At 37.7% G+C, this 13,922-nt stretch carries 13 protein-coding genes; 11 read left to right on the top strand and 2 right to left on the bottom strand.

What is annotated here, in order from left to right:
* The first annotated feature begins 20 nt into the window (after positions 1-20).
* Both GD441_RS12890 and opp4A read left to right on the top strand, forming a co-directional pair.
* Positions 21-926, top strand: a complete 906-nt coding sequence (locus GD441_RS12890) for an ABC transporter permease (RefSeq protein WP_153126888.1) — start codon at positions 21-23, stop codon at positions 924-926.
* Positions 927-944: 18 nt separating this feature from the next.
* A complete protein-coding gene (gene opp4A, locus GD441_RS12895) occupies positions 945-2,735 on the top strand; it encodes an oligopeptide ABC transporter substrate-binding protein (RefSeq protein WP_153126841.1) in 1,791 nt (596 codons plus the stop codon).
* 483 nt (positions 2,736-3,218) lie between these two features.
* Here opp4A and GD441_RS17490 read toward each other — a convergent pair whose 3' ends face one another.
* Positions 3,219-3,353, bottom strand: a complete 135-nt coding sequence (locus tag GD441_RS17490) for a hypothetical protein (protein WP_263862449.1) — start codon at positions 3,351-3,353, stop codon at positions 3,219-3,221.
* A gap of 307 nt (positions 3,354-3,660) precedes the next feature.
* Between GD441_RS17490 and GD441_RS12900 the strand changes: the two genes are divergently transcribed.
* The 6 genes from GD441_RS12900 (at position 3,661) to GD441_RS12925 (ending at position 8,564) form a co-directional block, all read left to right on the top strand.
* A complete protein-coding gene (locus GD441_RS12900; RefSeq protein ID WP_153126842.1) occupies positions 3,661-4,623 on the top strand; it encodes a sugar-binding transcriptional regulator in 963 nt (320 codons plus the stop codon).
* Positions 4,624-5,010: 387 nt separating this feature from the next.
* Positions 5,011-5,664 carry a deoxyribose-phosphate aldolase gene (deoC, locus tag GD441_RS12905; protein WP_420849697.1) on the top strand — a complete coding sequence of 218 codons (654 nt, stop codon included), beginning with the start codon at positions 5,011-5,013 and terminating at the stop codon, positions 5,662-5,664.
* Positions 5,665-5,694: 30 nt separating this feature from the next.
* Positions 5,695-6,096, top strand: a complete 402-nt coding sequence (locus GD441_RS12910; protein WP_153126844.1) for a cytidine deaminase — start codon at positions 5,695-5,697, stop codon at positions 6,094-6,096.
* An 84-nt stretch (positions 6,097-6,180) separates the two neighbouring features.
* Positions 6,181-7,362 (top strand): NupC/NupG family nucleoside CNT transporter, encoded by a 1,182-nt coding sequence (locus tag GD441_RS12915; RefSeq protein WP_153126845.1) that lies wholly within the window; start codon positions 6,181-6,183, stop codon positions 7,360-7,362.
* A 138-nt stretch (positions 7,363-7,500) separates the two neighbouring features.
* Positions 7,501-8,133, top strand: a complete 633-nt coding sequence (locus GD441_RS12920) for an AmiS/UreI family transporter (protein WP_153126846.1) — start codon at positions 7,501-7,503, stop codon at positions 8,131-8,133.
* Positions 8,134-8,429: 296 nt separating this feature from the next.
* Positions 8,430-8,564: a YuzL family protein gene (locus tag GD441_RS12925; protein ID WP_153126847.1), complete on the top strand. Its 135-nt coding sequence runs from the start codon at positions 8,430-8,432 to the stop codon at positions 8,562-8,564.
* A 138-nt stretch (positions 8,565-8,702) separates the two neighbouring features.
* Here GD441_RS12925 and GD441_RS12930 read toward each other — a convergent pair whose 3' ends face one another.
* Complete coding sequence (locus tag GD441_RS12930; RefSeq protein ID WP_153126848.1) at positions 8,703-9,377, bottom strand: SOS response-associated peptidase; 675 nt, start codon at positions 9,375-9,377, stop codon at positions 8,703-8,705.
* A gap of 372 nt (positions 9,378-9,749) precedes the next feature.
* On the opposite strand from GD441_RS12930, the gene dcuS reads away from it, so the two are divergent.
* From dcuS to GD441_RS12945, 3 genes are all read left to right on the top strand, one after another.
* Positions 9,750-11,348, top strand: a complete 1,599-nt coding sequence (gene dcuS / locus GD441_RS12935; protein ID WP_153126849.1) for a DcuS/MalK family sensor histidine kinase — start codon at positions 9,750-9,752, stop codon at positions 11,346-11,348.
* A gap of 5 nt (positions 11,349-11,353) precedes the next feature.
* Positions 11,354-12,067 (top strand): response regulator, encoded by a 714-nt coding sequence (locus GD441_RS12940; RefSeq protein ID WP_153126850.1) that lies wholly within the window; start codon positions 11,354-11,356, stop codon positions 12,065-12,067.
* A 387-nt stretch (positions 12,068-12,454) separates the two neighbouring features.
* A complete protein-coding gene (locus tag GD441_RS12945) occupies positions 12,455-13,894 on the top strand; it encodes an anion permease (RefSeq protein WP_153126889.1) in 1,440 nt (479 codons plus the stop codon).
* Positions 13,895-13,922 lie beyond the last annotated feature (28 nt).

The raw sequence follows: 13,922 nt of genomic DNA on the forward strand, positions 1-13,922 counted from the left end.
GAGGGTGCATATAAATGGAAATGAAAGTAGAATCCCATAATCAGGAAATCCAATATAAAAAATCGAAGACTTCTAGCTTGAACATCATATGGACAGAAATTAAAAAAGATCGATTAGCATTCGGATCATTCATCTTGTTATTTCTCATTCTAGCAGCAGTGTATGGCACATCCTTATTCATGGATTTAGAAAAAATCGTGACCGTTGACTTTCTATCAATCTATCTGCCTCCTTCAGCCGAGCATTGGCTTGGCACGGACTATGGCGGTCGAGATGTCTTTGGTCAGTTGATTATCGGGACAAGAAACTCCTTCACGATCAGCTTGGCGATCACGAGCATAACCATGGTTGTGGGTCTCGTTACAGGCCTTGTCGCAGGCTATTTTGGCGGTACGGTTGATCATATCATCATGCGTATTATTGATTTTATATTAATCCTTCCACAAACCATGTTTATCATTGTTTTTGTTACAATTGTTCCTAATTTTACTATTTTTGCATTTATTTTAATTATGTCCGCTTTCCTCTGGACTGGAAAAGCAAGGTTAATTCGTTCGAAGGTACTGGCAGAAAGAGAATTGGATTACGTCCAAGCCTCCCAGACACTTGGAACACCGCATTGGAAAATCATCTTTTTTCAAATTATGCCAAATGTCAGCTCGTTAATTATCGTAAATTTCACGCTCAACTTAGCTGGTAATATTGGACTAGAATCTGCGTTGACATTCCTTGGCTTCGGTCTTCCTGAAAGCACGCCAAGCCTTGGTACACTGGTCAGTTATGCGACCAACCCAGATGTATTGGAAAACAAATGGTGGATTTGGTTACCGGCATCAGGCATGATTCTTGTGCTTATGCTGAGTATAAATTTTATTGGCCAAGCGTTAAAGCGTGCGGCTGATGCAAGACAAAGAAGAGGATCATAAAAAGGAGGAGAGGAAATCATGAAGTTAAAAAGCGTAAGCAAGGTACTTAGTGCACTTGTCATTTCAACACTGTTTCTAGCTGCGTGTAGTGGCGATGGTGGAAATTCAAACAAAACAACAACGAAAACAAAGGAGCCTGCTAAAACCCAGCAGGTGGATACAACGTCGTTCCCTAAGAAAACAAGCAATGACGGAAAAGAGGTGGAAGGTGGCACTTTAAACTACGGCCTAATCTCTGATACTCCGTTTGAAGGGATTTTAAACTATGTTTTCTATGATGGACAGCCAGACTTTGAAGTGCTTCAATTCTTCGATGAAGCCTTGCTAGGTGCAGACGAAAACTTCGTTTATGACCAAACTGGAGCTGCAAATTACGAGCTTTCTGAAGATAAAAAGACCATCACATTAAAAATTAAAGATCACGTAAATTGGCATGATGGACAGCCAGTAACAGCAGAAGACTTAGAATATGCGTATCTCGTAATTGGCCATCCTAAATATCAAGGACCACGTTATGATACACAAATGCAAATGATTGTTGGTATGGAAGATTATCATGCTGGAAAAGCAGATAAAATTGCTGGGATCAAGGTCAGTGACGAAAAAACGATTTCCATTACATTTAAAGAAGCAAACCCATCTGTATTGACTGGGCTTTGGGCATACCCGCTTCATAAAAAATACTTAGGCAACATCCCGGTTGATAAGCTTGTTGAATCCGATCAAATTCGTAAAAATCCAATTGGCTTCGGTCCGTTCAAAATCAAGAAAATCGTACCTGGTGAGGCTGTTGAATTTGTTGCGAATGAAGATTACTGGCAAGGTAAACCAAAGCTCGATGGTGTTTCTTTAAAAATTGTTAACCCGCAGGTAGCGACTGCTTCTCTTAAAAACGGTGACATTGATTTTTCAGAACTACCAGTGGATCAATATATGCAAGCAAAAGAGCTAAATAACATTGAAATCCTCGGAACGATCGACCTTGCATACTCATACATCGGCTTTAAACTAGGCCATCGCAACCCAGACACTGGTGTAACGAAAATGGATAACCCTAAGTTCCAGGATAAGCGTCTTCGCCAGGCAATGGCATATGCTCTTGATAACAAGCAGGTAGGTGAAAAGCTGTATAACAGTCTTCGTTTCCCAGCCACAACAGTAGTACCGCCGTCCTTCCCTAAGTATCATGACAAGTCTATCAAAGGCTACAGCAAGGACGTTGAAAAAGCGAAGAAATTATTGGATGAAGCAGGTTACAAAGATATAAACAACGATGGCTTGCGTGAAGATCCAAAAGGCAATGAATTTAAAATCAATTTTGCTTCTATGAGCGGCGGAGATATCGCTGAACCATTAGCCAAATTCTATATTCAATCATGGAAAGAAATCGGATTGGATGTCCAGCTGGTTGACGGACGCTTACACGAATTCAACTCCTTCTATGAAATGATTGAAAAAGATGATCCAAAGGTAGATATTTATTTGGCAGCTTGGGGAACAGGTTCAGATCCAGACCCTTCCGGTATCTGGCATAGCCAGGCTATGTTTAACTATATTCGCTGGGTAAATGAAAAATCGGATGAATTGCTGGCAAAAGGTATTTCGCCTGAAGCATTCGAAGAAGACTACCGCGTTCAAGTGTACAACGAATGGCAAGCACTTGTGCATGAAGAAGTCCCTGTCATTCCAACATTATTCCGCTATAATTTAGGTGCAGCTAACAAACGCGTCAAAGGCCTCTCTATGAACGGCGGAATAGTAGATAGCTGGCATGATGTATCTGTAACTGCAGAACAGCCTGAAAAATAAGAAATGTTGAAGCTTTACAAAAAGCCTATGCGTCCATTGAGGATGTATAGGCTTTTTTCTAAAGGCTGTTTTCGCAAACTTTGTTGCTTTTTAACAAGTAGTGAGGATCGGTTGATTTCCGCTCCAGGATGCTCGCTTTCCGCGGGGCGGGCGGTGAGCCTCCTCGGCGCGCAGCGCCTGTGGGGTCTCACCTGTCCCGCTGCTCCCGCAGGAGTCTCGCACCTTGCGATCCAATCAACCAACTTTTTTATCAAAGGTTTTCATTCCCAGAACCTATGTAAAAACAACAATCTTTTAGAAAAGAGCCTTTCTAAAAAACAAAATCACACGTACTTCCCCTAATGATAAAATAGAGAGAATGTTGAATATCGTGTGTTGTTGGGTGTTCCCATTATGATTGGGGAACAGGGTAGGCAACAGTGAAAAAGAATGATACAAGTGTATGTTGGAATTCCGGAAGTTATTGACACTCCACTTTCTTTGCTACACAAGATCTGTTTTATCTTGTTGTTCTTTGTTTCTTTTATTCCCTTTACTGTTATCTCCACTGAGAATGTTGGATGTGTCAGCTTTAGGGGAGTTTTGATTTTTGCTGCTTCTATTAAATTTTTTTGTCATAAAAATGCTCCTTTCCTTTCATATAGGGTTATTTTTCTTTTTTGTACAAAAAAATATCCATTATACTTACGCCATTTATTCCTATAAATATAAATGTATCCATACATATGCAACATGTTTAAAGAAAGTAGAGTCACGGGATGACCCTGCTTTCCATCATCTGATTCTAAAAAGCACATCCGATTATTACGATTGGATGTGCTTTTTCAATTAGATTTCTTTTTTTGTTAAAAATAGTAATTACAAATGTTCAATTCTTAAGAAATTTTGGTAAAATAAAAACAAAGCTCAATTGCAGGAGGTTGACATGGAGAAGGAGAAGCTTAATAAAGCAATCGAAGCTGCAAGGCTTTATTATTTGATGGATTATAATCAGTATGAGATTGCGAAAGAATTGGGGATTTCGAGACCAACGGTTTCCCGATTATTACAAATCGCTAAAAACGAAGGGATCGTACAAATAAAAATAATGGATCCAACAGATGGGATTGAAAATTTATCCAAAAAACTTGAACAAAAGTTCAATTTAAAAAAGGCATTGGTTGTTTCAATCCCACAATATGAGGATACGATCATTAAGAATTATCTTGGAGAAAAGACGGCAGCTTACTTACAAGACATTGTGAAAGATGGAGACATAATTGGTGTTACATGGGGGACTACCTTATATCATGTTGCCTCCAGTCTTAAGCAAAAATTTGTAAAAGACATAAAGGTTGTTCAACTAAAAGGTGGAATAAGCCACTCAGAAACGAATACGTATTATTCTGAAATCCTCTATCTTTTCGGAAAAGCATTCAATACGGCACCCATCCATTTACCGCTTCCAGCTATTGTAGACCATGTAGTGGTAAAGCAGGCAATGGAAGCTGACAGGCATATTAAGAGAGTGCTAGATTTAGGGCGAGAGGCAAACATTGCCGTGTTTACGGTAGGTCCGATTCGATCAGAATCACTCTTGTTTCAACTCGGCTATTTTACAGAAGAGGATATGCAAATGATTTATTCAAAAGCTGCTGGGGATATTTGTTCCCGCTTTTTCGATCAGAATGGAAACATTTTAAATGAAAGTTTAAATGATCGAACGTTAGGGATCGAACTTGATAACCTGAAGCAAAAAGAACATTCTATTCTCGTCGCAGGCGGAGCACAGAAAATTGATGGAATTTATGGCGCACTTAAGGGCGGATATGCCAATGTCCTTATTACAGATCAATTTACCGCACGGTTTTTGCTTGATAAAGATAAAAAGCTGGATACACATTGTTGAAAACGTTTGCGCCATTTGAATCGTTACTCGACTTCACTTTGTAAGGATGCTCGATATGACAAGCGTTTATCCATCAGGTAAAATGACTACAAATAATACATGTTTTTGAAAAAACTCTCATTAATTTCGAGAGTTTTTTATTTTTGTGTCTTTTTTTTGAAGTGGAAAAAAATTCGTTTACATTTGTTCAAAATAATATTTACATTTGTTCTTAAGGTTGATATAGTGATGGTGTAATGGTTATAACCAATATTTCCACTGAAAAATACAATTTTATTTTTTATATGAACTGAAAGCGTTTCCTGTCGAAAAAAGGAAAAGGAAGATCGCACAGTATTTCAAAAATTTGAGAAAGGAATTACAAAAGTGACAAATCATTTAGCTCGTATGATTGACCATACATTATTAAAGGCTGATGCAACAAAAGCAGAAATTCAAAAATTGGTTGAGGAAGCAAAAGAGTATTCATTTGCATCTGTTTGTGTGAACCCTACTTGGGTAAAGACAGCAGCTGAACTATTAAAAGAAACACCTGAAGTTAAAGTGTGTACAGTAATAGGATTTCCTCTTGGGGCGACTCCAACTGAAGTTAAAGTTTTTGAAGCGAAAAATGCAATCGAAAACGGCGCAACAGAAATTGATATGGTTATTAATATTGGGGCTTTAAAAGACAAGCAGTACGAGATTGTTGAAAACGATATCAAAGCAGTTGTCGAAGCGGCAAAAGGTAAAGCCCTTACAAAAGTCATTATTGAAACTTCATTACTTACCAATGAAGAAAAGGAAATAGCATGCCAATTGTCTGTAAAAGCAGGCGCTGATTTTGTAAAAACATCAACAGGATTCTCTACAGGAGGAGCAACTGTTGAAGATGTAGCATTAATGAGAAAAGTTGTTGGACCAAATATTGGAGTGAAGGCATCTGGTGGAGTAAGAAGTCTTGAAGATGCAAAAGCTATGATTAAAGTAGGTGCTAACCGTATCGGTGCAAGCTCTGGAGTAGCGATTATGAAGGGACAGGCTTCAGCATCTTCTTACTAAAACCAAAAAATATGGAATGGAGAATGAAAGATGGATGTTAAAATGCTAGTCGAAAAAGCAATAGAAGCTCGTGAAAAGGCATATGTTCCTTATTCCAAATTTAAGGTAGGAGCAGCCCTTTTAACGGAAAATGATCAAATATTCCTTGGCTGTAATGTTGAAAATGCATCTTACGGACTGACGAATTGTGCTGAAAGAACTGCCATTTTTAAAGCTGTTTCAGAAGGGGGAAAAAAGATCAAAGCTATTGCCGTAGTAGGCGATACAGAAGGTCCGATCTCTCCATGCGGCGCATGCCGTCAAGTCATCGCCGAATTTTGTGATAAAGATACAAAAATTATTTTAGCAAATTTAAAAGGTGACATAGCAGAAACAACGATTCATGAAATTCTGCCTGGTTACTTCTCATCTAATGATTTGAATAAGAAATAGTTTGGTGGGGAGCCTAAATTTGTAAAGTTCATTTTGTGTAAGTTCTAATCATCAAAGAAATCATTACAACTTGTGGAGGCATTTATGACATATATCATCTCAGTTTTAGGACTTGTTGTTGTACTTGGTTTAGCATTATTGGTAAGTAATAATCGTAAAAATATTAAATTTAAACCAATTGCCCTAATGGTAGTTATTCAATTACTTTTATCTTTTCTATTATTAAATACAAAATTTGGTTTAATATTAATTAAAGGTATTGCCAAGGTTTTTGAAAAGCTGCTTGAATATGCGAATGAAGGTGTCGTGTTCGTATTCGGCGGACTGATGAATGAAGGCGAGTTCACGTTCTTCCTAAATGTTTTACTTCCAATTGTATTTATTTCTGTTTTAATCGGTATTTTCCAATATGTAAAAATCCTTCCTCTTATTATGAAAGGAATTGGTCTTTTACTCAGCAAAATTAATGGTATGGGTAAACTAGAATCATATAATGCGGTAGCTTCTGCAATGGTTGGACAATCCGAAGTATTTATTACAGTGAAAAAACAACTCGACAAGTTGCCAGAGCATCGTTTATATACTTTGTGTGCTTCAGCCATGTCAACAGTCTCCATGTCTATCGTTGGAGCATACATGACAATGATTGAGCCTAAGTATGTCGTAACAGCCATTGTATTGAATCTATTTGGTGGTTTTATTATTGCTTCTATTATCAATCCTTATACAGTGGAAGAAAGTGAAGATATACTAGAAATTCATGAAGAAGAGAAGCAATCCTTCTTTGAAATGTTGGGAGAATATATTATTGATGGATTTAAAGTAGCCATTATCGTTGGTGCCATGTTAATTGGATTTGTTGCTTTAATGGCCGCTGTCGATCATACGTTTGATTTAGTATTCGGAATTAGCTTCCAACAAATTTTAGGTTATATCTTTGCTCCTATCGCATTTATCATGGGTGTTCCAATGTCTGAAGCTGTTAAAGCAGGTGGAATTATGGCTACAAAGTTAGTGACAAATGAATTTGTAGCGATGATGGAGCTGACAAAAGTTCAATCCGCAATGAGCGAGCGTACATTAGGAATCATTTCTGTATTCCTTGTGTCATTCGCAAACTTTTCATCCATTGGGATTATTGCAGGAGCAGTAAAAGGTCTTAGCGAGAAGCAAGGAAATGTAGTAGCACGATTTGGTTTAAAACTTTTATACGGAGCTACTTTAGTAAGTGTACTATCAGCGGTTATTGTAAGTTTTGTTCTGTAATATAAATCAGAAAAAGCAATTCCCTCTCCGATTTTTTTCATCGGGAAGGAGCTGCTTTTTCTATTTTCAGAAGAAAGAATGGAAAAGTGAGGTGTATTTGGCTGTGAGAAACTGGATGAGTTTTTCACGGCAATCGTTATGGGTGATGTAGGTTTATTTCTTTCAGGAGCGACATTGTTTTTAAACAGTTTAATGTTATTTGGAAAAGCGGATGGTAAAAGTGTAGGAGTTTTCAATTTGTTTGTAGGGGCTCTGCAAGTCATTATTCCATTTTATTTACTTGCCATTTCAGATCAAAACCATTGGACTATTTTTAATCTCGCTTGTGTCTTTTTATTTGGTTTTACCTATTTATATGTAGGGATTATTTCGCTTAAAGGCCTTGAAGGCAACGGATTGGGATGGTTTTCTCTCTGGGTGGCCATCATAGCAATCGTATATGCAGCTGTATCTGCTATTCATTTTCATGACATGGTCAATGCGATAACATGGGTGATGTGGGCTTATTTATGGTTCTTATTCTTTTTATCCATGTCGCTTAATAAAAAAATTGATGCTTATATTGGAAAAGTGGCGTTTGTGCAATCATGGGTCACGCTCACTATACCAGCACTCTTATCCATGACTGGCGTGTGGAAAACAGCTTTCGTTTCACACTTATGGTTATACGTATTGATCCTCTCGATTGGTTATTTCATCATTTGTACGATTCGATTAAAAGCTCCTTTCAATAGAAAAGAGAAAAACGCAGATGCACAGCTTATTGTCTAAAACAAGAGGACCTAACCTCTTGTTTTTTTATAAAGTAATGTAGCAGAAGATTCAAAAAATAGTTGTTTTAACGGATGCTTTCTACAAAAACATTAGTACAATTCGTTTGTTTTAACGAGCAACTACTTGATTTATATAGTAAGAAAAACGATAACCAGACTGTATCCTAATATGGATGCAGTTTTTTTATTCAAATGGTGGAATTCATCTGGACTTATTATAAGTGAAAAGAAAAACACTAATCTGGATGCATAGAGACACCGCATCACTGAGAAAGTAAGGATGGAGGTGTAATAATGAGCAAAATCAAAAAAGATCCATCAACTATTGGTTTAGGTTCTTCTCAGGTGGAGGGGCAAGGAACGACAACATCCGAAACCGGTATTTCCAAATCTTCTTCAAGAAAAAAGCAAAAAAGAGATGTAAGGTAATCATGAATAGTAGTAAGTGGCAGGACCCAGATATGGGTGCCTGCTTTCTTATGTTGTGGTTCCTGTTCGAAATTTAGGATTAGGAAAACTACCTCCAAATCATTAGATGGGGTTCCTAATAGAAAATCCATTATTTTCTTAACAAATTTTTTGGATGAGCTCAATTGAATTATTTTTTGGTGAATTCACAAGAGAGGAGACCTCATATGCCTCCATAAGATGTTCAGGTAATGGCTTTAATAAACGTTTTAGTTCATTGGTGTCTCTAATAGAAGGATTTAACCAAATTTTTTCATCCTCAGGTTTTAAGATAACTGGCATCCGGTCATGAATATCTTTTACAAGCTCGTTAGGTGTTGTCGTAATAACCGAACAAGAATAGATGGATTGACCTTCTGGAGACTTCCAATGCTCCCACAAACCAGCCATTGCAAAAAGGTCATCAGATTTAAGCTTGATTCGCATAGGCGTTTTATTTTGCCCGTTTCGTTTCCATTCATAAAAGCTGTCAGCGATAATTAAACAGCGTTTCTTCTGAAAAGCATTTCGAAAGCTAGGCTTTTCATGTAAAGTTTCCGCTCTCGCATTAATCATTTTATGTCCGATTGACAGGTCTTTAGCCCATGGAGGAATTAATCCCCACCTTAAATAACCCATTCTGTTAAAAGTCCCATCATTTATGACGGCAATGACAGATTGAGATGGGGCAATATTATAACTAGGACTATATAATTCTTCTTGTATGAATTGTTCTACTTCAAAGCGGTCAATAATTTGCTGGAATGATGCAGTTAGTGTAAATCTTCCGCACATCGGATTCACCTCTTGAATGGATTAGGCTCATTGTAGCAGATTTTGAATTTGGTTTTCAAAAAAAATAGAAAAACACAACAAGGTTTCGCTTAAATCGAGAGAGTTTTTGCTTAAAACACAATCGTTTTCGCTTAAATCAAGAGAACTTTCGCTTAAAACACTGATATTTTTGCTTAAATCAGTGGGGCACTCTCATGAAAAACCGTTCCACGATCATCCGAAATTCTCACCCATAGGCGTAGTGCCCAAGTTGTATTTTGTTTAATTTTCCTTCACAATATTGAAACACTTTTGGAATTGCATTCGTAATTTTGCTCTTACAATATAAGTGAATAACATATAGGGGAAAAGAGTAAAACGGAGTTGTCTACAATGAAAAAACATAAAATCAAACTTCGTTTACAAACAACGATTACTTTATTTGTTTCAGGGGTCATCATTTTTTGCCTACTAGTAACTAATTATTTAACGAAACAATACATAGAAGAAACTACGTTAGCACGGATCGAAGAAAAAGCAAGAAATATTTCTAGGACAGTGGCTCTTTCTCCAATTGTAATAGATGGACTAAGCGGAAAAAGGGATGAAGAGGCCATCCAAACATATACAGAAAAAATCCGGAAAGCAACGGATGTTCTTTTCATTGTTGTGTTGGATATGAATGGAATGAGGAAATCCCACCCTAATCCTAACAAAATTGGAAAAAGGTTCGTTGGGGGAGATGAAGATCCTGTTTATTCAGGAGAGGAATATAAATCGACCGCAAAAGGAACTCTGGGGATGTCCTTTCGATATTTTACACCGGTGATGAATGAGAAAGGACAACAAGTTGGTGCTGTTGCGGTTGGGATACGACTAGATGATGTGAAAAACCAAGTCAATCAGGGTAATAGGATCATATTTATCAGTATGTTTCTAGGAATTATGATCGGCTTGATTGGCGCCGTGTTATTAGCTAAAAAGGTAAAAAACATCATGTTTGGGATGGAGCCGGATGAAATTGCAAGATTACTCGAGCAGCGAAGTGCCATGCTGGAGTATGCAAGAGAAGGTGTGATTGCAGTTGATAAAGATGGAAACATCACGCTGGTTAACCAAGAGGCTAATCGGTTATTTAAAACCATGGGAATAGAAGAATATATAGATAGAAAAATTGTAGATCTTATTCCTACCATTCATTTACAGGCTGTAATGGATAAAGGACAGAAAGTAATTGATCAAGAATACTCGCTTAATGGTTTAATGATCGTGGCTAATATCGTTCCCATTTTTGTGAATCAGGAGATTGTAGGGGCGGTCGCAACCTTCAGGGATAAGACCGACATTAAGCTAATGGCGGAACAGCTTACCGGAGTTCGAGCGTATGCAGAAGCTTTGCGATCTCAAACACATGAATTCATGAATAAACTCCATGTCATACTAGGTATGGTTCATTTAGAGCTGTATGATCAGCTAGTTGAATTTGTGAAAAGTGTAACAAATACATTTCATTCAGAGGTCGGGTTTGTTACGAACCGTTTCAAGGATCCAGTTATTGCTGGTTTTCTTTTAGGTAAGGTGAGTTACGCCAGAGAAAAAGGTGCTAGGCTTGTTTTTTCCGAGAACTGCTTTATGCCTAAACCAAAAGACCAGGATATCATTCAGGAAATTATTACAATTCTTGGTAATTTAATGGATAATTCTCTTGATGCAGTTATAGGGAGCAAAGAAAAGAAGGTTGAAGTAGAAATTATCCCGGTATGTAATAAGAAGCTTTCCATCACCGTTTCTGATACAGGACCTGGAATGAGCACTGATATTAAAGAAAGAGTATTTGAAAAAGGATTTTCTACAAAAGGACAGGATAGAGGCCTAGGCTTACATCTTGTGAAGCAAAGTGTAGAGAAGTTACATGGGCAGATTATAATTTCTTCTGAATTAGGAAGGGGAACGAAGTTTACTGTTACCCTTCCATATGAAGAGAAGGAGTGAAAACGATGATTAAAACCATTATTGTTGAGGACGATCCAATGGTTGCTGAGTTTAATCGCCGGTATCTAGAAAAAATAGATGGATTCGAATTAGTGGGTATGTTTTCTACAGTAGAAAAGGCTTTTCCGATCATCGAAAAGCAGCCTATAGATCTTATTTTGCTAGATATCTATATGCCTGGGGAGAATGGCTGGAGCCTGCTGTCGAAAATTCGTACTTTAGGCAAAGGAATTGATGTCATTTTAATAACTGCAGCATGCGATAACCAAAGCATAAAAAAAGGATTAAGGTATGGAGTGGTGGATTACCTGATAAAGCCCTTTGAGTTTGATCGATTCCAGGCGGCACTTACCTCGTACAAAGAGGGACAATCTTTTTTGAATGAACATGAAAAGATTAGTCAAAGCGAATTGGATCAAATCCTTCTTCATAAGGATCAAAGGAACGAAAAGGTTTATCATCTACCCAAAGGACTTACAAAAAACACACTGATCAATGTTTGGAGGAAGCTTGTTGAATTCCAGTACTGCGAATTTTCTACAGAAGAAATCGCTCATGAAGTAGGAATTTCAAGAGTATCTATGAGAAAGTACCTGAACTTTTTAACAGACATACATATAGTAGAAACGGACGTCGTCTATGGGACAATTGGCAGGCCAATCTATATGCATCGAGTTGCAAATTTAGACCATAAATTAATTAAAAAGTATATCGAATAAAATAATTAAACCACTAACGGACAGAGTGAACCTTTTGTCTGTTTTCTATTTGTGACAGATTGATAGACAGCCTTACTTACTTTAGTTACAAAACGATTTTTAAATTTTCATTAACTTTTAAAGGATTGAGGGATGCAGTACATTCTAAGTGTTGCAAAAACGTTTTCACAAAACCCAGGTTATTGGAGGTGAAAAAGTAAGGTAAGCTCCTAAACTCATAGAACGAGGTGTATAAAGCTTCTAATTCATGATTAGCAGCTATTTTATTACTTGTATTTGTGAAATATTTCACAATCTTGAACATTTTTTGAACGAATCAGATAAACATCACACCAAAAGGAGTGAAAAATAATGGCAGTAGCTGCTTTAAAACAAAGGAAACAAGGAATGGCAACACAAGGTCTAAAAAGCAAAAACGTTGGTGAAGTCAAAATCATCCCATTACTCATTACTTTTGCGATTGGACTTTTATTATGGAATATTAACCCTCCGGCTGGTTTGGAGGCAAAGGCCTGGCATTTGTTTGCTATATTCGTTGCTACGATTGTTGGTTTAATTATTAAACCGCTGCCAATGGGTAGTGTCGCTATTCTCGCTCTAACAGCAACGGTACTGACTAATACGTTAACGATTGAGGATGCATTAAGCGGCTTTCAAAATACTACGATTTGGTTAATTGTGATTGCTTTTTTTATCTCCCGGGGATTTATTAAAACTGGATTAGGTACACGTGTAGCTTACATGTTTGTAAAGAAGTTTGGTAAAAAGACACTCGGATTATCCTATTCTCTTATTGCTAGCGACTTGATTTTATCGCCTGCAATGCCATCGAATACCGCCAGAGCTGGAGGGATCCTGCTTCCAATCATCCGTTCCCTTTCTGAAACCTATGGTTCCCGAGTCGGGGATGGAACAGAAAGAAAAATGGGGGCATTTTTAACAAAAGTTTCGTTCCAAGGTGACATGATTACTTCAGCAATGTTTTTGACTGCTATGGCTGCTAACCCGTTGGCTGCCAAAATCACGGAGGATTTAACCGGAAAACCGATTACGTGGATCGGCTGGGCATCAGCAGCCATTGTTCCAGGCTTACTAAGTTTAATCATCATCCCTTATGTCATTTACAAAGTGTTCCCTCCTGAAATAAAGGAAACTCCTGCTGCTACCGAAATGGCGGACAAAAAGCTAAAAGAAATGGGTCCACTTAAAAAAGAAGAATGGTATATGATTGGGGTCTTTCTATTAATCTTATTCCTTTGGATTTTTGGAACAAGCTTGAACATTAATGCTACAACAACGGCATTTATTGGTCTCGGAACATTGCTAGTATCGAAAGTATTGACCTGGTCGGATATTAAGAAAGAAGAAGGAGCTTGGGATACGCTCGTTTGGTTCGCTGTTTTAGTCATGATGGCTAGCTTCTTAAATGAACTAGGTATGATTCCTTGGTTCAGTGAAGCCATGCAAGGTGCTGTCAGCGGAATGTCATGGGTATGGGCTTTAGTGATTTTATCCGTTGTGTATTTCTACTCCCATTATTTTTTCGCGAGCAATACAGCCCATGTAAGTGCGATGTATGCTGCGTTTCTTGCCGTATTAATTGCAGCCGGAGCGCCGCCTTTAGTTTCTGCATTGATCCTTGCGTTCTTTAGTAATTTATTTGGCTGTTTGACTCATTATGGCTGTGGTCCAGCTCCTGTATTCTTTGGAAGTGGATATGTGACACAGAATAAATGGTGGTCTCTTGGATTCTTGATTTCTATCATTCACATCATTGTGTGGATTGGAATCGGCGGATTATGGTGGAAGCTATTAGGTCTCTGGTAAGATCAATTATCCCATGAAAAAGGAGACG

This window comes from Peribacillus tepidiphilus, from assembly GCF_009466385.1.
In the GTDB taxonomy this organism is placed as follows: Bacteria; Bacillota; Bacilli; order Bacillales; family DSM-1321; genus Bacillus_BN; species Bacillus_BN tepidiphilus.